An 18,961-nucleotide genomic window follows, 5' to 3' on the forward strand; every position below is an offset into this window, starting at 1 on the left:
CGGGGCCCTTTTTCATGCCCGGGCCGGCAGCACGGCGCGGTGGCGCACCACCACAGCCTCCAGCGCGGCCACCAGGGCATCGCATTCGGCATCGCCCACCGGCAGGGACAGCGCGATCAGCCCGCGCCGCGCCATGAAAACACCTTCTTCCAGCAGGCCGAAGAACACCAGGTCCTTGGCGCGCCCGTCGGTGCCCTGCAGATCGGCGGGGGAGCGCACCGGCGCGGCCGTGGCGTGCAGGGTCATGAGCGATCCGGTGCCGGTGAAAGCCATGTCCACACCATGGCGCTCCAGCACGGCGTTGAAGCGCGCGCGCAGCTGCTCGCCGCGCTCATTGAGCGCCTGCACCACCTCGGCGGTCAGCACCTGGATCAGCCCGGCATGGCCGGCGGCCATGGTGAGCACGTTGTTGTTGAAGGTGCCGGCGTGGGCCAGCGCATCGGGGCGTCGCGGGTCGAAGCGCTCCATCACGTCGCGGCGCCCGCCGAACACCCCGAACGACATGCCCCCACCCAGGTACTTGCCGGCGGTGGTGAGGTCTGGGCGGAGGGACAACAGCGCCTGCCGGCCACCGAAGGACAGGCGCGAGGTCATCACCTCGTCGAACACCAGCAGCGCGCCGCATTCGTCGGCCAGGGTGCGCAGCGCCTGCAGGAAGGCCGGCTCGCCGGGGATGCAGCCGCCGGCCCCAAGCATGGGCTCGACCAGGATGGCGGCGACGTCCGGCCCGTGCGCGGCCACCAGCGCGCGCACGCTGTCGGCATCGTTGTAGCGCGCCAGCACGAAATCGTGCGGCACGTTCATCGGCGAGCCCCCGCCCGCGAAGGTGAGCACGCCGCCGTGGTAGGCGCCATCGAACACGACCACCTTGCTGCGCCCCGTGTGCGCCTTGGCGGCGGCCAGGGCCAGCAGGTTGGCCTCGGTGCCCGAGTTGGCAAAGCGCAGCAGCTCCATGGACGGAAAGCGCCGCTGTATCTCGTGCGCCAGCAGGCCTTCACGCGCCGTGTGGGACGAGAGGTTGATGCCGCCGCGCAGTGCTTCTTCGATGGCTGCGAGCACCACCGGGTGCGAGTGGCCGTAGAGCCCCGCCGTGAACTCGCCCAGCGCGTCGATGTATTCGTGGCCATCGGCATCCCACACCCTGCAGCCCGCGCCGCGCGCCATGCTCAGCGGGAAGGGGCCGTGGAACAGCACGCTGCGGGTGTTGCCACCGGGCAGCGCCGTTTCGGCCTCGGCCAGCAGGGCAGCGCTGCGCGGGTTGCGTGTGCGGTAGTTCTCCACGGCCTGGAACAGGGCGTGGTCCAAGGGTGCGGGGGTGGCGTTCATGCGATTTCCTGTACGGTGTACAAGAAATTATGGATCCGCGATGCCGATCTGGCAAGCGGTGCATTCGGCGCCACCGGATGCCCGACAATCCGCCAACAACTGCCTTCGCCCCCTTGCCGATGCCCCGCGCCCGCACCAAAAACCCCGTAGCCCCCGAGACCGCAGCCGCCGCGCCCCTGTCGCGCGAGAGTGTGCTGGCAGCCGCGCTGGCACTCATCGACCAGCGGGGGGTGGAGGGGTTCAGCGTGCGCGACCTGGCCCGGTCGCTGGGCGTGTACCCCACGGCGCTGTACTGGCATGTGCCCGGGGGCCGCAATGCGCTGATCGCCGGTGCGGTGACGGCCGCCGTGGGCGGGTTGGAACCACCCGCGCCCCACAGCGACTGGCAGGCAGAGCTGCGCGCGCTGTTCGCGCGCTACCGGCTGGCCGTGCACCGGCACCCGCGCATCGCCCCGGTGCTGGGTGCGCAGCTGGTCTCCAACGCCAGCCTGGACCCGCTGCTGCTGGACCGCATCCTGGCGCTGCTCGAATCGGCCGGTTTCACGGACCAGGGCCTGTTCGATGCCTACAACGTGGTGATTGCCGCCATGGTCAGCTTCGTGACCCTGGAGCTGGCGCCGCAGCCCGACGACGACCCCGACGGCTGGGCCGCAGGCCACCAGCAGCGCCTGGCGCAGGTCGACGGCGCGACCTGCCCGACCCTGGCCAGGCACCTGCCGCAGATGGCCAACCGGGCCTTCGTGGTGCGCTGGAGCAGCGGCAGCACGCACCCGCTGGATGCGGGCTTCGAGGCCTGGACGGAGGTGGTGGTGCAGGGGCTGGCCGCGCGGCTGCCCCGCAATGTTTAGCGGCTGGCGCCTGCCACTGGCCAGAGCAGGGTGTCTGTGCGCTCGATGCGCTGGTCGGCAACGGCCGCCAGCTGGCTTGGCGCAACGCGCGCAGGCGCCAGTTCGGACAGCGGCAGCAATACGAAGGCACGCTCGTCCATGCGCGGGTGTGGCACGGTGAGGGTGGGGGTGGCGATGGCCTCGTCGCCATAGAGCAGGATGTCCAGGTCCAGCGTGCGCGGCGCATTGCGGTACGGGCGCTCGCGGCCCGCGGCCGCCTCGATGGCCTGCAGGGCCTGCAGCAGGGCCGTGGGCGACAGCCCGGTGGCCAGCTCGGCCACGGCGTTCAGGTAGTCGGGGCCGTCGGCATCCACGGGCGCGCTGCGGTACAGCGAGGAGACCTGGCGCACTGCTGTCTGCGGCAGGGCGGCCAGGGAGGCCAGCGCCTGCTGCAGCGCGGCGCCCCGGTCACCGAGGTTGGCGCCCAGGCCGATGAAGGCCGCGACAGCCATGCCGGCGTGCGCGCTCACTGGGCCGCAGGCGCGGCAGAGCCTTCACCGCCACCACCGCCCGTGGGCTTGCGGCGACGGCGGCGGCGCTTCTTGGGGGCGCTGCCATCGGGTGGCACGGCATCGCCGCCGTGGTCCGGCCCGAAGTCGTCTCCCTCGTCCTGCCCGCCGTCGGCGGAGGCCGCACGCGGTGCACGCGGCTTCGGTGCTTGCGGCGCCTGGCCTTCGCCCGTGGGCGCCGCCTTGGGCACCCGGCGCGCCGTGGGCTGGCCCACGCGCTGGCGCGCCTTCTGTTCTTCGCGGGCCTGGTCCATCAGGTCTTCGCGGCGGTCATCGTCGGCGGCCTGGAAGTCCTGCCACCATTCGGCCAGGGCCTCGCCGATCTCGCCCACGTCAGCGCGCAGGCGCAGGAAGTCGAAGCCGGCACGGAAGCGCGGCTGCATGACCATGCCGAACGGCGTGCTGCCCACGCGCTTTTCGAAGCGCGGTTGCATGACCCAGATCTCGCGCATGTCGGCCGCCAGCTTGCCGCGGCCCGAGACGTCGCCGATGCGCTTGTCGAACACCTCGTCGATGGCCTCCTGCAGCGCGGGCAGGGCATGCTGGCGCTGGTTGGTCATGCGTGCATCCCAGCCGTTGCGCACGTCTTCCCACAGCACGCAGGCGAGCAGGAAGCTCGGCGCGACGGGCTTGCCCTCGCCCACGCGGCGGTCGGTATCGGCCAGGGCGGCGCTCACGAACGGCGTGTCGGCACGCTCCACCGCCACGTCCAGCAGCGGGTAGATGCCCTTGGCCATGCCGAGCTTCTTGAGCTGGGCGATGGTGGCGATGGCATGGCCGGTCTGCAGCAGCTTGAGCATCTCGTCGAACATGCGGCTTTGCGGCACGTCGGCCAGCAGGGTCTGCGACTGCACCAGCGGCGCGGCCGTCTTGGCCTCGATGGTGAAGCCCAGCGCGCTGAGCTTGGCCGCGAAGCGCACGGCGCGGATGATGCGCACCGGGTCTTCGCGGTAGCGCGTGGCCGGGTCGCCGATCATGCGCAGCGTCTTCTTCTTGGCGTCCTGGATGCCCTTGTGGTAATCCACCACGACCTGGCTGACCGGGTCGTAGTACATGGCGTTGACGGTGAAGTCGCGGCGCGTGGCGTCCTCGTCCTGCGGGCCCCAGACGTTGTCGCGCAGCACGCGGCCGCTGGCGTCCACGGCATGCTGCATGCCCGACAGCTGCTGCTTGCTGGTCTTCTCGTTGCCCGCGACCTGGCCGGCCGCGGCGTTGTCCAGGTAGGCACGGAAGGTCGAGACCTCGATCACCTCGTGCTCGCGGCCGCGGCCGTGCACCACGTGCACGATGCGAAAACGCTTGCCGATGATGAAGGCGCGGCGGAACAGCCCCTTGACCTGCTCGGGCGTGGCATTGGTGGCCACGTCGAAGTCCTTGGGGCGCAGGCCCAGCAGCAGGTCGCGCACCGCGCCGCCCACGATGTAGGCCTCGTAGCCGGCCTGCTTGAGCGTGGCCACGACCTCGGCGGCCCGGCGGTCCACCAGCTCGGGGTTGATGCCGTGCACGGTGGCAGGCACCTCTTCGCGCTTGCCGAAATGCGGCTTGCCGCCCGAGGTGCCGGGCGTCGATTTGCCCAGCAGTTTGTCGATGAACTTCTTGATCATGGGTGTGCAGTAAACAGGTCCAGTATGCGCCAGCCGCGCTCCTGGGCCAGCGCCCGCAGGCGCGGGTCGGGGTTGGTGGCGACGGGGTGGTCGACCTTTTCGAGCAGGGGCACGTCGTTCATCGAGTCACTGTAGAACGTGCTTTCGACATCGCCCCAGGTGAGCCGGCGCTCGGCCAGCCACTGCTCCATGCGCGTGACCTTGCCCTCGCGCATGGTGGGAACGCCGTCGATCTCGCCGGTGTACCAGCCGTTCGCACCGCGCGCCAGCTGCACGGCCAGCAGCTGCTGCACGCCGAGCGCCTGGGCGATCGGCGTGGTGACGAACTCGTTGGTGGCGGTGACGATCAGCACCTCGTCCCCGGCGGCGAGGTGCTGCTGCACCAGGGCCAGGGCCTGGGGTTTGATCGCCGGGGTGATGACCTCGCGCATGAACTGCTCGTGCGCGGCGGCTGCCGCCTCGGGGCCACGCAGGCGCACGGCCTCGGTGGCAAAGCGCACATAGTCGTGCACGTCGAGGGTGCCGGCCTGGTAGTGGGCATAGAACTCGCCGTTGCGGCGCGCGAACTCGACGGGATCGTTCCAGCCGATGCGGATGGTGAACTCACCCCATTCGTAGTCGGAGTCGAGCGGCAGCAGCGTGTGGTCCAGGTCGAACAGCGCGAGCCGGTGGCGGGTGGCCGGGGAATCGGGGGTGGTCATTCGGTCAGGTGCCGGCCGGCGCCGGCAGGTGGCTGTGCGTGCTCATTCGGACTCGAGCATCGCCTTGAGCAGCGGGATGGTGATGGCGCGCTGGGCGCGCAGGGCGTAGGCATCGAGCTGGTCGAGCAGCTGCATGAGGCTACCCAGGTCGCGCGAGAAGCGGTTGAGCATGTAGTCCATGACATCGTCGCTCAGGAACACACCGCGCGCGTCGGCCTCCTGGCGCAGCACGGCGCGGCGCTCGGGCTCGCCCAGCAGTTGCAGCTGGAACACATGGCCCCAGCCCAGGCGGCTGCGCAGGTCGTCGCGCAGCGGCAGGTCGGCCGGAGGCAGGTCGCCTGCGGCCAGGACCCAGCGCTGGCTGCCGCTGGCCGGGCTGATGGCGTTGACGAACCAGTTGAAGGCCATGGCCTGCTGGGCGGTGCTGTACAGGTGCACGTCGTCCATGAGCACGGCGGACCAGGCCTCGTCGAACTCGGGTGGCTCGCCCACGGAGGGGTCGAGCCAGCCCACGGCGTCGCCCTGCTCACGCAGCGTCTGGCGCACGGCATTGAGCAGGTGCGACTTGCCGCTGCCCGATTCGCCCCAGATATAGGTGGGCACGGGCGAGCGGCTGGCCGGGTTGCTGCTGCCCACGCCGGCGGCCAGGCGCAGGTGTTGCAGGGCAGCCTCGTTCGGGCCGGCGAAGAAGCGGGAAAGCGTAGGCCCCGTGGCCAGGCCGATGTCGAGCGCCAGTTGCTTCATGCGCGGCACCCGGGCGGCAGGGGCCAACCCGTGGCGGTGGGTGCAAGAGCGGCGGGCAGGGAAAGGATCAGCAGCGGCATCACAGGTGGCATTGAAAGTGTCCGGCCGTAGGTGACTGCGGCGGAACGCGGCGGAGGTAGCGGCACAAGGCCGATGCGTTGCCCCGGGGGTCCTTCGGCGAAAGATCCCGGCAGCGACAATATGGCCGATTTTAGTCTCCTGTCGGCGTCGCCACGCGGCGCACCTCCATTGCCATCCACCAAGCCCCCCATGGCCGACCTTCCGCCCCGCCCCCGACGCCTTCCCGCCAGCATCTGGGCCCTGGGATTCGTGAGCCTGCTCATGGACATTTCCTCCGAAATGATCCACAGCCTGCTGCCCGTCTTCCTGGTCGCGGCACTCGGGGTGAGCATGCTCACCGTGGGCATCATCGAAGGGGTTGCCGAGGCCACGGCACTGGTCCTCAAGGTGTTTTCGGGGGCGCTGAGCGACTGGTGGGGGCGCCGCAAGCCCCTGGCGGTGCTCGGCTACGGGCTGGGTGCCCTCGCGAAACCGCTGTTTGCCCTGGCCTCCACCGTGGGTTGGGTGGTGGCGGCCCGGCTGCTGGACCGCGTCGGCAAGGGGATTCGCGGCGCACCGCGCGACGCCCTGGTGGCCGACCTCGCGCCGCCCGGCATGCAGGGCGCCGCCTTCGGCCTGCGCCAGTCGCTCGACACGGTGGGGGCCTTTCTGGGCCCGCTGATCGCCATGGGGCTGATGTTGCTCTGGGCCAACGATTTTCGCGCCGTGTTCTGGGTGGCCGTGCTGCCTGCCGTGCTGTGCGTGCTGCTGTTGCTGGTCGGCGTGCGGGAGCCCGAGCGCCCCGCGGGCACGCCCCGCACCAACCCGATTCGCCGCGAGAGCCTGCGCCGCCTGGAGCCACGCTACTGGTGGGTGGTGGCGCTGGGCGCCGTGTTCACCCTGGCCCGCTTCAGCGAGGCCTTCCTGCTCCTTCGCCTGCAGCAGGACGGACTGCCGCTGGCGTGGACGCCCCTGGTGCTGGTGCTCATGAACCTGGTGTTCGCGCTCGGTGCCTATCCACTGGGCCGGCTGTCCGACCGGATGAGCCACACCACGCTGCTGGCCTGGGGGCTGGTGGTGCTGATCGCCGCCGACGCCCTGCTGGCCTGGCGCGGCCACGGCGTGCTGGCCTGGCTGGGCATTGCCCTGTGGGGGCTGCACATGGCCATGACCCAGGGGTTGCTGGCCACCATGGTGGCCGCCACCGCCCCGGCCGACCTGCGCGGCACGGCCTTTGGCATGTTCAACCTGGTCAGCGGCGGGGCACTGCTGGTGGCCAGCGTGCTGGCGGGCCTGCTGTGGGACCGGTGGGGCCCGGGCGCCACGTTTGCCGCCGGAATGCTGTTTGCCGCCCTGGCGCTGGCCGGCGTGCTGCTGCAGGCGCGCCGGGCCGCACGTGCGCCAAAGCCCCCGGCCGGGCAGGGCTGAGCGACCGGCGCGGCGATGCCCCTTAAAATCCCCGGATTCCAGCCCGCCCTGCGGGCCTACCAGCCCACACCCTCCATGAGCTCTTCCGCGACCCCCACTCCCCTTTCCTACAAAGACGCCGGCGTTGACATCGACGCAGGCGACGCGCTGGTCGAACGCATCAAGCCCCTGGCCAAGAAGACCATGCGCGAAGGTGTGCTGGCCGGCATCGGCGGCTTCGGCGCGCTGTTCGAAGTACCCAAGCGCTACAAGGAACCCGTGCTGGTCTCCGGCACCGACGGCGTGGGCACCAAGCTCAAGCTGGCCTTCGAGTGGAACATGCACGATACCGTGGGCATCGACCTGGTGGCCATGAGCGTCAACGACGTTCTGGTACAGGGCGCAGAGCCGCTGTTCTTCCTCGACTACTTCGCCTGCGGCAAGCTCGACGTGGACACGGCAGCCGCCGTGGTCGGCGGCATCGCCCGGGGCTGCGAACTGAGCGGCTGTGCGCTGATCGGCGGCGAAACCGCCGAGATGCCCGGCATGTACCCCGCCGGCGAATACGACCTGGCCGGCTTTGCCGTGGGCGCGGTCGAAAAATCGAAGATCCTCACGGGCCAGAACGTGCAGCCCGGGGACGTGGTACTGGGCCTGGCCAGCCACGGCGTCCATTCCAACGGCTTCAGCCTGGTGCGCAAGTGCATCGAGCGCGCCGGCGCCGACACCCCTGCCACGCTGGACGGCAAGCCTTTCAAGCAGGCCATCATGGAGCCCACGCGCCTGTACGTGAAGAACGTGCTGGCCGCGCTGGCCGCCCACCCCATCAAGGCGCTGGCCCACATCACTGGCGGCGGCCTGCTCGAGAACATCCCGCGCGTGCTGCCCGAAGGCACGGCCGCGCACCTGCAAAAGGGCAGCTGGCCCCAGACCGAGCTGTTCGCCTGGCTGCAGAAGACCGCGGGCATCGACGACATCGAGATGAACCGCACCTTCAACAACGGCATCGGCATGGTGGTGGTGGTGGATGCCGCCAACGCCGCCGCCACGGCCGCCACGCTGGCCGCTGCCGGCGAGAAGGTCTACACCATCGGTGCCATCGCACCGCGTGGTGACGGCGCCGCCGTGGTCGTTGCCTGAGACGGCCCAGCGCCATGGCGCAGCCACCGCTGGAACCGCCTGAAGCGGGCACCGACATCGTGCCCGCACCCCTGCCCGACACGCCTGCCGTGCCGGCCACCCTGTCCGGGGCAGACCGTCCGCTCCCTTTCGGCCCGCTGCCCCGCGGCGTGGCCCTGGCCAGCTACCTGCTGATGGCCGGCGCGCTGCTGCTGGTGATGTGGCGCAACCTGCTGCCTGGCCTGCTGTGCGTGTGCCTGGGCTTCCTGGCCACCCGGGCGCTGGCGCGCTGGCTGGCGCGACTGGCCCAGCGCCGCGGGGCGCCGCAGGCCACGGTGCTGCCGCGCATGGCCGAACTGGCCGCCGCAGCCGTGGTGATGCTCTCGCCCCTGGTGCTGCTGGCCATCGGTGTCACCCATTCACGCGGCTACCTGGTGGAGGCGCCCCAGCAGTACCGCGAACTGCTCGACTACATGGCGCGCACGGTGCTGGAGCTGCGCCTGAAGCTGCCGGCCGACATGGCCAGCCACCTGCCCGAGGGCGCAGCAGAGATCCAGCGCATCATCGCCAGCTACCTGGGGGCCAAGGCCGGCGCCCTGGCCATGGCCGGGCGCGCCTGGCTGGCCGGGCTGCTGTTTGCCTATGTGGGCCTGCTGATCGGCGCGCTCGCGGCCGTGCGGCCGCCGGCCCCGCCGCGCGGGCCCCTGGCCATCGCCTTGCAGCAGCGCATCACCCTGCTGGGCGAGGCCTTCCGCCAGATCGTCGCGGCGCAGTTCTGGATCGCCAGCTTCAACACCCTGCTCACGGCGCTGTTCCTGCTGTTCGTGCTGCCCATCTGGAAGCTGGAGCTGCCCTACACCCCGGTGCTGATCACGCTGACCTTCGTGGCCGGTCTGGTGCCCATCGTCGGCAACCTGCTGTGCAATGCGGTGATCACCATCGTGGGCCTGTCGGTGTCGCCGCTGGCGGCCGCGGCCTGCCTGGGCTTTTTGATCCTGATCCACAAGGCCGAGTACGTGATCAACGCCAAGGTCGTGGGCCGGCGCACGCACATGGGCGTGTGGGAATTGCTCAGCGTGATGTTCGTGGCCGAGGCAGTATTCGGCCCCGCCGGGTTGGTAGCGGCCCCGCTGTTCTACGCCTACCTGAAGAAGGAACTGGTTGCAGCGCGCCTGGTGTGAGCAATCGCTCACTTTTGCATGAACTGGCGCGAAACAAAGGCCCAGACCAGGGCCGAGGCATCCGGCCCCGCCGGATCGCTGTAGGGTAGATCGGCCGTGCCACCGCTCCAGGCGTGGCCCAGGCCGAGGATTTCGCGCACCACCACCACGCTGCGCGAACGCGCCCGGTATTCCGTCACCCGCATGGCATGGCGCTTGCCGCGCTGCAGCGTGCGCGCCATGCCCTCGCGCGCGCCCAGCGACTCGGCCCAGAGCGCAGCCGTGGCCGCGGCATTGCGCGAGGACACGACGTTGTCCGCATCGCCGTGCAGGATCATCAGGGGCGGCAGCCGCGGCAAGGGCGTGCCGTCGATGCGCAGGCCTGGCACCAGGGCGCTGGCACCCGGCGGATCGGGCAGGTGCGCCTCGCGCTTGCCGTGCATGGCGGCCATGGCCGTGGCAGCCGATTCGGCCGTGCCGGGGGCCACGCCCGAGTGCATGGCCACGGCGCAAAAGCGCTCCGGGTAGGTGGCGCCCAGCAGGGCCGCCATGCTGGCGCCGGCCGACAGGCCCGCCACCGCCACGCGGTCCAGGTCCACCGGATGGCGGCGCGCCACCTGGTCCACGGCCGCCAGCAGGGTGGCGGCCTCGGCGTCGGCCTTGCCATTGCGGCGTTCGAACCAGTTCCAGCAGCCATGGGCATTGGCCAGCCGCTCCTGCTCGGGGTAGAGCACCAGAAAGCGCTTGCGCGCCGCCAGCCGATTCATGCGCGAGCTGAGCGCCAGGTCGCGCCCGGTCTGGCCACAACCATGCAGCATGACCAGCAGCGGCAGGGTCTCACCCTTGCCGAGTGCCAGGCCGGGGGGAATGTAGAGGTGAAAGCGCCGCGCACCGGCAGGCCCGGGCGCAATGCCGGCCAGCCACTCGCCCGCCACCGGCCGGGGCTTGCGCGGCCGGGGTGCCACCGTGCGCAAGCGCGGCATGGGCTGGGCCGCCGTGGCCAGCTTGGGCACGGCCCTGAGGGCCTTGGCGGCCTGCTTGCGCATGGGCTTGGCCGCCTTCTCGAAGGCCTTGAGGTTGCGCTGGTAGGCGCGGGTGAGCGCGGACAGCGAGAAGAGGCGAGAGCGGCGGGCCATGGGCAGATGTGCGGGTGCTATCCATATATAGGGAAAACCCTATACACCATAGCAGCTTATGGCTTCACCCGCCTGACGCTATCCAATCAATAGCAAGCAGGCCTTTGCCTTGAAGCCACTCGACCTGAAAACCGGGGTATTTGGCAGATGGACGACCTCCACCATCGCCGCTCACCCCTAAGTCATGGCGGAAATTGATCGATAGATGTCCAGGCCTGTTGGGACGGTACGATTTTTCAGGCGGAAGATACGTGGATTGCAACCCGAAGCCGAAGGCCACTCCCATGAAAAACTGTCTGATTGTGATTGATGTGCAGGAATCCTTCCGCCAGCGCCCCTATTTCACGGCGGACGATCTGCCAGCCTACCTGGCGGCGCAGAACGCGCTGATCGAGGGCTGCGTTGCGCAGGGCATCCCCGTGGTGCGCGTGTTCCACAGTGAAGGCCCGGCCGATGCCAGCAATGCCTTCGCCATCGAATCCGGCCATGTGCGGGCGCTCGACGGGCTGGCCGCCTTCGACGCGGCGGCCACCTTCACCAAGTCGCGCCACAGCGCGCTGGTGGGCACGGGCCTGGATGTCTGGCTCACGCGCCATGGCATCCAGCGCCTCATCGTGAGCGGCATCCGCACAGAACAGTGCTGCGAGACCACCACGCGCCATGCCTCGGACCTGGGTTGGGAGGTGGACTATGTCGTGGATGCCACGCTGACCTGGGACATGGTGCAGCCCGATGGCCGCACCCTGCCCGCCGCCGACATCAAGGCCCGCACCGCCACCGTGCTGGCAGGCCGCTTCGCCACGCTGCGCACGGTGGACGAGGCCCTGGCCGCCGCCGCGGCCGCAGGCTGAACCGGGAGACCGCCATGCGCGCCACCGTCTGCGAACTGCCCTGCCAGCCCGCCTTGCTCGAACCCGCCTGGGGGGCCCTGTGCTCCCATGTGCGCAGTGAGCGTTCCGAGCTCGTGCTGTTGCCCGAATTCGCCTTCGTGGAGCCGGTGTGGGAGTCCACGCCGTTCGAACCCGCGCGCTGGGCGGCGGCCGTGGCATTGAGCGACGCCTGGACCGCCCGGCTGCACGAACTGGGCGCCGCCCGGGTGGTGGGCGCCCGCCCGGTCACCGTGGATGGGCGGCACTACAACGAAGGCTTTGCCTGGTCGGACGAGGCCGGTTACCAGCCGCTGCGGCGCAAGTTCCACCTGCCCGAGGAGCCCGGCGGCTGGGAGGCCACCTGGTTCGAGCGTGGCGATGCCGAGTTTGCGCGCTTCACGGCCGGCCCCCTGGGCTTTGGGCTGAGCATCTGCACCGAGCTCTGGGCGCTTGAAACCTATGCCGGCTATGCGGCCCTGGGCGTGGAGGCCATCCTCTCGCCGCGCGCCACCGCCGCGGCGACCACCGCCAAGTGGCTGGCCATGGGCACCGTGGCCGCGGTGCGCACCGGTGCCTACAGCCTCTCGTCGAACCGGGTCGACCACGCCGCCGGCACCTACGGCGGTGCCGGCTGGGCGATCAGCCCCGACGGTGCCCTGCTCGCCCGCACCAGCGCGGACCAGCCCTTCTGCACGGTGGACGTGGACCCGGCGCTGGCCGCAGCCGCCCGCAGCACCTACCCGCGCTATGTATTCGCCCCGCCAGCGCCGCGGCGCTGAGCCCCCTTCTTTCCCTTTGACCGCCACTGCCCCACCCATGACCACCGTATCCCCTGACCAACGCCCCCTGCAAGTCTCCATCCTGGTGTTCGACGATGTCGAAGCCCTGGACCTGGGCGGCCCCTACGAAGTCTTCACCACGGCCTGCCGCATGCAGCAGCGCCTGCAGCCCGGCGCGCCCACGCCTTTTGCCGTGCAGTGCGTGGCGCGCAGCCTGCAGCCCGTGCAGGCGCGCGCCGGCCTGCGCGTGCTGCCCGATGCTGACTTCGCCACGGCCGCCGCACCGGACGTGCTGATCGTGCCCGGCGGCGTGGTCGATGCGGCCGCCGCCTGCGCCGAGACACGTGCCTGGGTGGCCCGGGCGGCCGCGGGCGCGCAACTCACCGCCTCGGTCTGCACGGGCGCCTTCATCCTGGCCGCGGCCGGCGTGCTGACCGAGGGGCCGGCCACCACGCACTGGGAGGACATTGCCGACCTGCGCACGCAGTTCCCGGCGCTCGACGTGCAGGAGAATGTGCGCTGGGTGGACCGCGGGGCACTGGTCACGTCGGCCGGCATCAGTGCCGGCATCGACATGTCCCTGCACCTGGTCACGCGCCTGGCGGGCCGGGCGCTTTCCGAGCGCACCGCCCGCCAGATGGACACGCCATGGAACCCCAGCCCCTGACACCGCACGCCCCGATCCACGTCTACTTCGCACTGCTGCCCGGCAGTCTGGTGCTGGACTGGGCCGGACCGGCCGAGGCGCTGCGCATCGCCAACCAGCTGCTGCGCGCCCAGGGCCAGCCCGAACGCTTCGTGCAGCATTTCACGGCCCCCACGCCGCAGGCGGTGACCTCGGTGGGGGCCATGCTGACGGGGCTGGAACCCCTGCCCTGCCCCCTGCCCCAGCCGGCCTGGGTGGTGCTGGTGGGCCTGCCGGGCAAGTCCATCGCGGTGGACAACAGCGAGGCCCGCGACCTGCTGCACTGGCTGCGCGGCATGCGCCTGGCCACGGGCCGGCTGGAGCTGGTCACCATCTGCGCGGGTGCCGTGCTGGCCGCGCACGCGGGCCTGCTGGCCGGCCGGCGCGCCACCACCCACCACCAGCACCTGGGCGAGCTGGCCGAGGTGGACCCGCATTGCGACGTGGTGGCCAACCGCGTGTTCGTGCACGACGGCGCCCTGCACAGCAGTGCGGGCGTGACCACCGGCATCGACCTGATGCTCTACCGCATTGCCGACGCTTGTGGCCCGGCGATTGCCGCCCAGGTGGCCCAGACCATGGTGGTGGCCCTGCGCCGTGGCCCGCAGGACCCGGAGCTCTCGCCCTTCCTGCACCACCGCAACCACCTGCATGGGGCCCTGCACCGCGTGCAGGATGCCGTGGGCCAGCAACCCCAGGCGCCCTGGAACGTGGGCGCCATGGCCGAGGTGGCGCACACCTCGCCGCGGCACCTGAACCGGCTGTTCCTGGAGCATGCGGGCATCGCGCCGCTGGAATACCTGCGCCGCATCCGCCTGGCTGCTGCCGAGGCGGCCCTGCAATCGGGCCACAACGTGACGCAGGCCGCAGCGCTGGCGGGCTTCAGCTCGGACACGCAGCTGCGCCGCGCCTGGCACCAGTTCGGCCGCCCCGGCACACCGGCACGGGAGGTGGCGACCCGCCACTGACCGCAGGCTTGCGCTATCGCGGAACATAATGGCATTCCGTGCGTTTGGAATGCCTGATCGACATGCAAGAGCCGCCCACCCCTGCCAACGAAGACGAGCGCCTGCAGGCCCTGCGCCAACTGCTGATCCTGGACACGCCGCCCGAGGAGCGGTTCGACCGCATCGTGGCCTTCGCTGCGCAGGAATTCGACATGCCCATCGCGCTGATCTCGCTGATCGACACCGAGCGCCAGTGGTTCAAGGCGAAGGTGGGGCTGGATGCTCCTGAAACGGCACGCGACATCTCGTTCTGCGCCCATGCCATCCTCAAGGACGAGACCATGGTCGTGCCCGACGCCGCGAAAGACCAGCGCTTTGCCGACAACCCGCTGGTGACCGGCGGGCCGGGCATCCAGTTCTACGCCGGCGCCCCGCTCAAGCTGCCCAGCGGCGAGAGCATCGGCACCCTGTGCATCATCGACCAGCAGCCGCGTGACCTGGACCGGGTGGACTTGGCCATCCTGGCTTCGCTGCGCGACCTGGCGGTGGAGGAGCTCATGCGGCGCCATGCCGAGCCAGCGCCTGACAACGAGGATCGGAATCCATGAGCGGCGCAGCGAAGGGCATCCTGCTGGTGGAGCCCAGCATGCTGACCGGCAGCATCATCGTTTCCACCGCTCGGCAGTTGTCGCTGCCCGAAGTGCGGCAGGTGGCGAGCGTGCGCACCGCGCAGCAACAGCTGGCGCAGCGGGATTTTGCAGGCGTCATTGTGTCGCTGGAAGAACGGCAGGAGGCCGTGCAGTTGCTGGAAAGCGTGCGCGCCTCGCAGTTGGCCGTGGCCTCGTCCGTGCCGGTGGCCGTGACCACCTCGGAGGTGGACGCCACCACCGCAGAGCAGATGAAGGCGCTGCGCGTGCGCCGCGTGCTGCTCAAGCCCTTCAAGGTGAAGGATGTGATCTCCACCATCGAGTTGCTGAGGAACACCTGACCGGCCTCGCCGCACACCTGCCCGGCGCGGCCTCAGTACGAATCAGGGACATACATGTTGGCGGGAACCGGCTGCCGCAGGTATTCGGGGTTGCGCACGCGCTCGGGCAGCACCACGGGGGGGTGGGGTACATCCTGGTAGGGAAACTGCGACAGCAGGTGCGAGATGCAGTTCAGGCGCGCCTTCTTCTTGTCCACGGCCTGCACCACCCACCACGGGGCCTCGGGGATGTGGGTGCGCTCGAGCATGGTTTCCTTGGCCTTGGTGTAGGCCTCCCAGCGGATGCGGCTTTCCAGGTCCATGGGGCTGAGCTTCCATTGCTTGAGCGGGTCGTGGATGCGACCCAGGAAGCGCAGGTGCTGCTCTTCGTCGGTGATGGAGAACCAGTACTTCACCAGCGTGATGCCCGAGCGCACGAGCATCTTCTCGAACTCGGGCACGGTGCGAAAGAACTCCTCGTACTCGTCGTCGGTGCAAAAGCCCATGACGCGCTCGACGCCGGCACGGTTGTACCAACTGCGGTCGAACAGCACCATCTCGCCGGCAGCCGGCAGGTGCGCCACATAGCGCTGAAAGTACCACTGCGTGCGTTCGCGGTCGTTGGGTGCGGGCAGTGCCGCCACGCGGGCCACGCGCGGGTTCAGGCGCTGGGTGATGCGCTTGATGACGCCGCCCTTGCCGGCCGCGTCGCGGCCCTCGAACAGGATCACCACCTTCTGGCGGCTGTGCTGCACCCAGTCCTGCAGCTTCACGAGCTCGCCCTGCAGGCGGAACAGCTCCTTGAAATACAGCTGGCGTGCATGCCTGTCGGTCGGCACCAGGTCACCGACATCGTCCACGTTGCGGTCCTCGATCTCCAGCTCCAGCTCTTCGTCGTAGCTGTCGATCAGGTCGTTGGCGATGCGCTGCATCAGGTCCTGTGCATCGATGGGGGCGTTCTGGAACATGGCGTCGGAGGGGCAGATAAGGGGTTTCCCATGATGCGCCCGCCCGGTGACAAATGCATGACACCCACATGAAGTGTCACACCGCTGTCATGCGGTAACAGCAATATCGGCAGCCATGTGCTGGCACGTCCCGCCACCGTGGCGACTTTTCCGCTCCTTTTTCCGCTTTCCATGAATGCACCCGCCGCCAGTACCGCAGGACAGAACTATGGGGGCGATGCCGCAGGCCTGATCTGCGGCTACCGCATGGGCACCATGGGTGCGCCACAGGCCATCGACTCGGTGGAGGCCGCGCAGTGGCTGCAGTCGCTCGGCCAGCCGCCCGCCATCCCGGCCGGGGACGGCGAGGCCCTGCCCTTCGTCTGGCTGCATTTCAACCTCAGCCACACCCAGGCGGTGCGCTGGATGGAGCGCCATGCCGGGCTGCCCGACGCCTTTTTCGAGGCGCTCAAGGACGGCTCGCACTCCACCCGTATCGAGCGCGACGACGACACGCTGATCGCCGTGCTCAACGACGCGCATTTCGATTTCGCCTTCGAGCCCTTCGACATCGCCACGCTGTGGATCAGCGTGGCGCCCCAGCTGGTGGTGACGGCCCGGGCCCACCCGCTGCGCTCGGTGGACGCGCTGCGCACCGCCGTGCGCAATGGGCATTCGCCACGCTCCAGCGTGGCCCTGCTCGAACAGCTCATGCGCACCCAGGCCGGGGGCCTGGTGGACATCGTGCGCGGCGTCACGCAGCGCATCGACCGCATCGAGGACGAGCTGCTCGCCAGCCGGCTGGACCACAAGCGCGCGCGCCTGGGCGTGCTGCGCCGGCTGCTGGTGCGCCTGCAGCGCCTGCTGGCACCCGAGCCCGCGGCCCTGTTCCGCCTGCTGCAGAACCCGCCGGCCTGGATGGGCGCCGAGGATGCGCAGGAGCTGCGCGATTCGACCGAGGAGTTCTCGGTGGTGCTGCGTGACATGCAGGGCCTGCAGGAGCGCATCAAGCTGCTGCAGGAAGAGGTCGCCGCCAACGTGCAGGAGGCCAACAGCCGCAGCCTGTTCGTGCTGACCGTGGTGACGGTGCTGGCGCTGCCCATCAACATCCTGACCGGCCTGCTCGGCATGAACGTGGGCGGCGTGCCGCTGGCCGACAGCCCGCACGGCTTCTGGATCATCGTCGGCCTGCTGGTGGTGTTCATGCCGGTGGCGGCCTGGATCGCCCTGCGCGGACCCCGGGACCGGTAGGAGCTGCCGCAGGGCGGCCCATTACAATCCCGCCCCTTGCCCTGCTCCCCGGATTTCGCGCCACCATGAACATCGTCGTCAACGAAGAACTCAAAGCCTACATCGATCCCCTGACCCGCGACGAGCACGACGCCCTGGAACGCAGCCTGCTGGCCGAGGGCTGCCGTGATGCCCTGGTGCTCTGGGGCGATGTGCTGGTGGATGGCCACAACCGCTACGGCATCTGCCAGAAGCACGGCCTGCCTTTCCAGACGGTGCAGAACACGCATTTCCAGAGCATGGAAGACGTGCACCTGTGGATGATCGACCAGCACCTGGGCCGCCGCAGCGTCTCGGACTTCCAGCGTGGCGTGCTGGCCCTGCGCAAGCGCGAGATCGTGGCCGCGCGCCGCAGCCGCGCCGCCGCCATCCCGCCCGAGCCGGTGGACGAGGCCGACCTGCCCTGGTCTTCCGATGGCCCGGTAGCCGCGCCCCCACCGCCCGCCCCCGAGGCGGACGTGCCCTCCGAGAGCCTGAGCAGCCGCGAGGCGATTGCCCGCGCGGCGCGCCTGAGCAGCAGCCAGGTGGTGGCCATCGAAAAGATCCAGAAGCAGGCAGCACCCGAGCTGGTGGCAGCCGTCAAGTCCGGCACCATCTCGCTGGCCACGGCCGCCACCGTGGCCACCCTGCCGGCCGAGGAGCAGGTGGCTGCGGCCAAGGGCGGCAAGGACGAGCTCAAGCAGGCCGCCAAGCGCGTGCGCGATGCCAAGCAGCGCAAGCCGCGCGAAGACAAGGAAGCCGCGGACGAAGCCCCCGCGCAGGAATCGGCTGCGGCCAGCGGCGAACTGCAGGCCCTGCGCCTGCGCGTGGCCGAGCTGACCGCCGAGAACGAGGCGCTGCGCGCCGAACTGGCCCGGCTGCAGGGCTGAGGCCGACAGCCAGCCCGGCGCGAAAAACGGTTCGCGCCTATTCGTTCGCGCTGCGCAGGGCGCCGAGCCGTTCCGTGACGTGGTCGATGTCCAGGCCATCCTCCACATGCTGGAGGTAGGTTTCCAGGTCGAAGATGGCCTCGGTCAGGTTGCCGCGCTCGGCGTGCGCGAGCCCGCGATCGCGCCACTCGCCCCAGGCCTCGGGCTGCAGCACGATCAGGCGGTCGAGCACCGCGATCAGGCGCTGCCAGTCCTGCTGGGTGCGGTGCACCTCCTTGAGGTTGCGCAGCATGCGCGCGATGATGTCGCGCGGCGTGGCCGCCTGCAGGTACAGGCCCAGCGGCACGTCGTAGTCGTCGATGAGGCCGTTGCGGCGCTTGTAGGGTTCGAGCCGCTCGCCCAGCTCCTCGCGGCTCAGGGACTGGCCGGTGATCGGGTCCAGCACCACCTGCCCCTTGGGCAGCAGCACCTTGACCATGAAATGCCCCGGGAAGGCGATGCCGCGCGCATGCAGGCCCAGGCCCTGGGCCAGCTCCATCCACAGCACGGCCAGGCTGATGGGAATGCCCCGGCGCGTGCGCAGCACGGCATTGAGGTAGCTGTTCTCGGGGTCGTAGTAGTTGTTGACGTTGCCGCCGAACCCCATGTCGGCAAAGAAGAACTGGTTGAGCGTGCGCAGACGCTGCAGCGCGGGCGCATCGGCCGGCAGGCGGCGCTTGATGCGCGCCTGCAGCTGGTCCATGTCGCCCAGCAGCAATTGCACGTCGAATTCGGGGTACTCGTCCTGCGCCAGGCTTGCGGCAGCCTCCAGCAGGGGGAAATGGTCATCGCTTTGCACCAGCGATGCAAAGTACTCCAGCGAGGTCGGTACGGTCAGGCTCAGTGGCATGACAAGGTTGTAAGGTTCTGCCCCCGCCGCGTCAAGCTGCAAAAGTCACGCGGTAGAGGGTTATTT

20 protein-coding genes are annotated in these 18,961 nt (G+C 69.9%); 12 read left to right on the forward strand and 8 right to left on the reverse strand.

Features of this window, described 5'->3' with window-relative positions; all coding sequences use genetic code 11:
- Positions 1–12: 12 nt before the first annotated feature.
- Positions 13–1,326, reverse strand: coding sequence for an aspartate aminotransferase family protein (locus tag AC07PF_RS23790; protein WP_494613505.1), 1,314 nt, complete (start codon positions 1,324–1,326; stop codon positions 13–15).
- 119 nt (positions 1,327–1,445) lie between these two features.
- Between AC07PF_RS23790 and AC07PF_RS23795 the strand changes: the two genes are divergently transcribed.
- Entirely contained in the window at positions 1,446–2,174 is a 729-nt protein-coding gene (locus AC07PF_RS23795) for a TetR family transcriptional regulator (RefSeq protein WP_494613527.1), read from the forward strand.
- Here the strand turns inward: AC07PF_RS23795 and folK are convergent.
- From folK to hda, 4 genes are read right to left on the reverse strand one after another with little or no spacing between them, the layout of a single operon-like run.
- Complete coding sequence (gene folK, locus AC07PF_RS23800) at positions 2,171–2,665, reverse strand: 2-amino-4-hydroxy-6-hydroxymethyldihydropteridine diphosphokinase (protein ID WP_494605276.1); 495 nt, start codon at positions 2,663–2,665, stop codon at positions 2,171–2,173. The two genes, AC07PF_RS23795 and folK, sit on opposite strands and share 4 nt — an antisense overlap.
- 14 nt (positions 2,666–2,679) lie before the next feature.
- The gene (gene pcnB, locus AC07PF_RS23805; protein WP_494605070.1) at positions 2,680–4,326 is read right to left on the reverse strand and encodes a polynucleotide adenylyltransferase PcnB; all 1,647 of its coding nucleotides are present in this window, start codon (positions 4,324–4,326) and stop codon (positions 2,680–2,682) included.
- Positions 4,323–5,027, reverse strand: a complete 705-nt coding sequence (locus AC07PF_RS23810; RefSeq protein ID WP_494613506.1) for a histidinol-phosphatase — start codon at positions 5,025–5,027, stop codon at positions 4,323–4,325. Before AC07PF_RS23810 ends, pcnB begins: the two co-directional genes overlap by 4 nt.
- A 42-nt stretch (positions 5,028–5,069) precedes the next feature.
- Positions 5,070–5,771 carry a DnaA regulatory inactivator Hda gene (hda, locus tag AC07PF_RS23815; protein ID WP_007848944.1) on the reverse strand — a complete coding sequence of 234 codons (702 nt, stop codon included), beginning with the start codon at positions 5,769–5,771 and terminating at the stop codon, positions 5,070–5,072.
- A 270-nt stretch (positions 5,772–6,041) separates the two neighbouring features.
- On the opposite strand from hda, the gene AC07PF_RS23820 reads away from it, so the two are divergent.
- The 3 genes from AC07PF_RS23820 (at position 6,042) to AC07PF_RS23830 (ending at position 9,538) form a co-directional block, all read left to right on the forward strand.
- Positions 6,042–7,259 carry an MFS transporter gene (locus AC07PF_RS23820; RefSeq protein ID WP_007848947.1) on the forward strand — a complete coding sequence of 406 codons (1,218 nt, stop codon included), beginning with the start codon at positions 6,042–6,044 and terminating at the stop codon, positions 7,257–7,259.
- A gap of 75 nt (positions 7,260–7,334) precedes the next feature.
- Positions 7,335–8,378: a phosphoribosylformylglycinamidine cyclo-ligase gene (purM, locus tag AC07PF_RS23825; protein ID WP_035202055.1), complete on the forward strand. Its 1,044-nt coding sequence runs from the start codon at positions 7,335–7,337 to the stop codon at positions 8,376–8,378.
- Between the two features lie 14 nt (positions 8,379–8,392).
- A complete protein-coding gene (locus tag AC07PF_RS23830; RefSeq protein WP_007848952.1) occupies positions 8,393–9,538 on the forward strand; it encodes an AI-2E family transporter in 1,146 nt (381 codons plus the stop codon).
- Between the two features lie 8 nt (positions 9,539–9,546).
- Here AC07PF_RS23830 and AC07PF_RS23835 read toward each other — a convergent pair whose 3' ends face one another.
- Positions 9,547–10,653: an extracellular catalytic domain type 1 short-chain-length polyhydroxyalkanoate depolymerase gene (locus AC07PF_RS23835; protein ID WP_494613507.1), complete on the reverse strand. Its 1,107-nt coding sequence runs from the start codon at positions 10,651–10,653 to the stop codon at positions 9,547–9,549.
- A 284-nt stretch (positions 10,654–10,937) separates the two neighbouring features.
- Here AC07PF_RS23835 and AC07PF_RS23840 point away from each other — a divergent pair, with 284 nt between their 5' ends.
- The 6 genes from AC07PF_RS23840 to AC07PF_RS23865 all read left to right on the forward strand — a co-directional run bounded on the left by AC07PF_RS23840 (position 10,938) and on the right by AC07PF_RS23865 (position 14,921).
- The gene (locus tag AC07PF_RS23840) at positions 10,938–11,504 is read left to right on the forward strand and encodes a cysteine hydrolase family protein (protein WP_007848957.1); all 567 of its coding nucleotides are present in this window, start codon (positions 10,938–10,940) and stop codon (positions 11,502–11,504) included.
- Positions 11,505–11,518: 14 nt separating this feature from the next.
- Complete coding sequence (locus AC07PF_RS23845; protein WP_494613508.1) at positions 11,519–12,301, forward strand: carbon-nitrogen hydrolase family protein; 783 nt, start codon at positions 11,519–11,521, stop codon at positions 12,299–12,301.
- 37 nt (positions 12,302–12,338) lie between these two features.
- Positions 12,339–12,968 (forward strand): DJ-1/PfpI family protein, encoded by a 630-nt coding sequence (locus tag AC07PF_RS23850; protein ID WP_494613509.1) that lies wholly within the window; start codon positions 12,339–12,341, stop codon positions 12,966–12,968.
- Positions 12,950–13,954 carry a GlxA family transcriptional regulator gene (locus AC07PF_RS23855; protein ID WP_494613510.1) on the forward strand — a complete coding sequence of 335 codons (1,005 nt, stop codon included), beginning with the start codon at positions 12,950–12,952 and terminating at the stop codon, positions 13,952–13,954. Before AC07PF_RS23850 ends, AC07PF_RS23855 begins: the two co-directional genes overlap by 19 nt.
- 62 nt (positions 13,955–14,016) lie before the next feature.
- The gene (locus AC07PF_RS23860; RefSeq protein ID WP_494613511.1) at positions 14,017–14,541 is read left to right on the forward strand and encodes a GAF domain-containing protein; all 525 of its coding nucleotides are present in this window, start codon (positions 14,017–14,019) and stop codon (positions 14,539–14,541) included.
- A complete protein-coding gene (locus tag AC07PF_RS23865) occupies positions 14,538–14,921 on the forward strand; it encodes a response regulator (protein ID WP_007848966.1) in 384 nt (127 codons plus the stop codon). The genes AC07PF_RS23860 and AC07PF_RS23865 overlap by 4 nt, the downstream gene beginning before the upstream one ends.
- A 32-nt stretch (positions 14,922–14,953) precedes the next feature.
- On the opposite strand, the gene ppk2 is transcribed toward AC07PF_RS23865, so the two are convergent.
- Positions 14,954–15,868, reverse strand: coding sequence for a polyphosphate kinase 2 (ppk2, locus tag AC07PF_RS23870; RefSeq protein ID WP_494613512.1), 915 nt, complete (start codon positions 15,866–15,868; stop codon positions 14,954–14,956).
- A 171-nt stretch (positions 15,869–16,039) separates the two neighbouring features.
- Here ppk2 and AC07PF_RS23875 point away from each other — a divergent pair, with 171 nt between their 5' ends.
- Both AC07PF_RS23875 and AC07PF_RS23880 read left to right on the forward strand, forming a co-directional pair.
- On the forward strand, positions 16,040–17,098 hold the full coding sequence (locus AC07PF_RS23875; RefSeq protein ID WP_494605087.1) for a transporter: 1,059 nt from the start codon (positions 16,040–16,042) through the stop codon (positions 17,096–17,098).
- Between the two features lie 65 nt (positions 17,099–17,163).
- The gene (locus AC07PF_RS23880; RefSeq protein ID WP_494605089.1) at positions 17,164–18,006 is read left to right on the forward strand and encodes a ParB N-terminal domain-containing protein; all 843 of its coding nucleotides are present in this window, start codon (positions 17,164–17,166) and stop codon (positions 18,004–18,006) included.
- A 37-nt stretch (positions 18,007–18,043) separates the two neighbouring features.
- On the opposite strand, the gene AC07PF_RS23885 is transcribed toward AC07PF_RS23880, so the two are convergent.
- Positions 18,044–18,895 (reverse strand): SirB1 family protein, encoded by an 852-nt coding sequence (locus AC07PF_RS23885; RefSeq protein WP_007848975.1) that lies wholly within the window; start codon positions 18,893–18,895, stop codon positions 18,044–18,046.
- Positions 18,896–18,961: the final 66 nt, after the last annotated feature.

Source organism: Acidovorax sp. GW821-FHT10A04 (genome assembly GCF_059415825.1).

Bases quoted from the DNA above. Each gene is read 5' to 3' on its own strand.
- AC07PF_RS23880 (WP_494605089.1), top strand. From the start codon at position 17,164: ATGAACATCGTCGTCAACGAAGAACTCAAAGCCTACATCGATCCCCTG.
- AC07PF_RS23810 (WP_494613506.1), bottom strand. From the start codon at position 5,027: ATGACCACCCCCGATTCCCCGGCCACCCGCCACCGGCTCGCGCTGTTC.
- AC07PF_RS23850 (WP_494613509.1), top strand. From the start codon at position 12,339: ATGACCACCGTATCCCCTGACCAACGCCCCCTGCAAGTCTCCATCCTG.
- AC07PF_RS23835 (WP_494613507.1), bottom strand. From the start codon at position 10,653: ATGGCCCGCCGCTCTCGCCTCTTCTCGCTGTCCGCGCTCACCCGCGCC.
- AC07PF_RS23840 (WP_007848957.1), top strand. From the start codon at position 10,938: ATGAAAAACTGTCTGATTGTGATTGATGTGCAGGAATCCTTCCGCCAG.
- AC07PF_RS23820 (WP_007848947.1), top strand. From the start codon at position 6,042: ATGGCCGACCTTCCGCCCCGCCCCCGACGCCTTCCCGCCAGCATCTGG.
- hda (WP_007848944.1), bottom strand. From the start codon at position 5,771: ATGAAGCAACTGGCGCTCGACATCGGCCTGGCCACGGGGCCTACGCTT.
- AC07PF_RS23830 (WP_007848952.1), top strand. From the start codon at position 8,393: ATGGCGCAGCCACCGCTGGAACCGCCTGAAGCGGGCACCGACATCGTG.
- AC07PF_RS23860 (WP_494613511.1), top strand. From the start codon at position 14,017: ATGCAAGAGCCGCCCACCCCTGCCAACGAAGACGAGCGCCTGCAGGCC.
- AC07PF_RS23795 (WP_494613527.1), top strand. From the start codon at position 1,446: ATGCCCCGCGCCCGCACCAAAAACCCCGTAGCCCCCGAGACCGCAGCC.
- AC07PF_RS23865 (WP_007848966.1), top strand. From the start codon at position 14,538: ATGAGCGGCGCAGCGAAGGGCATCCTGCTGGTGGAGCCCAGCATGCTG.
- AC07PF_RS23885 (WP_007848975.1), bottom strand. From the start codon at position 18,895: ATGCCACTGAGCCTGACCGTACCGACCTCGCTGGAGTACTTTGCATCG.
- purM (WP_035202055.1), top strand. From the start codon at position 7,335: ATGAGCTCTTCCGCGACCCCCACTCCCCTTTCCTACAAAGACGCCGGC.
- ppk2 (WP_494613512.1), bottom strand. From the start codon at position 15,868: ATGTTCCAGAACGCCCCCATCGATGCACAGGACCTGATGCAGCGCATC.
- AC07PF_RS23790 (WP_494613505.1), bottom strand. From the start codon at position 1,326: ATGAACGCCACCCCCGCACCCTTGGACCACGCCCTGTTCCAGGCCGTG.
- AC07PF_RS23855 (WP_494613510.1), top strand. From the start codon at position 12,950: ATGGAACCCCAGCCCCTGACACCGCACGCCCCGATCCACGTCTACTTC.
- AC07PF_RS23875 (WP_494605087.1), top strand. From the start codon at position 16,040: ATGAATGCACCCGCCGCCAGTACCGCAGGACAGAACTATGGGGGCGAT.
- folK (WP_494605276.1), bottom strand. From the start codon at position 2,665: ATGGCTGTCGCGGCCTTCATCGGCCTGGGCGCCAACCTCGGTGACCGG.
- pcnB (WP_494605070.1), bottom strand. From the start codon at position 4,326: ATGATCAAGAAGTTCATCGACAAACTGCTGGGCAAATCGACGCCCGGC.
- AC07PF_RS23845 (WP_494613508.1), top strand. From the start codon at position 11,519: ATGCGCGCCACCGTCTGCGAACTGCCCTGCCAGCCCGCCTTGCTCGAA.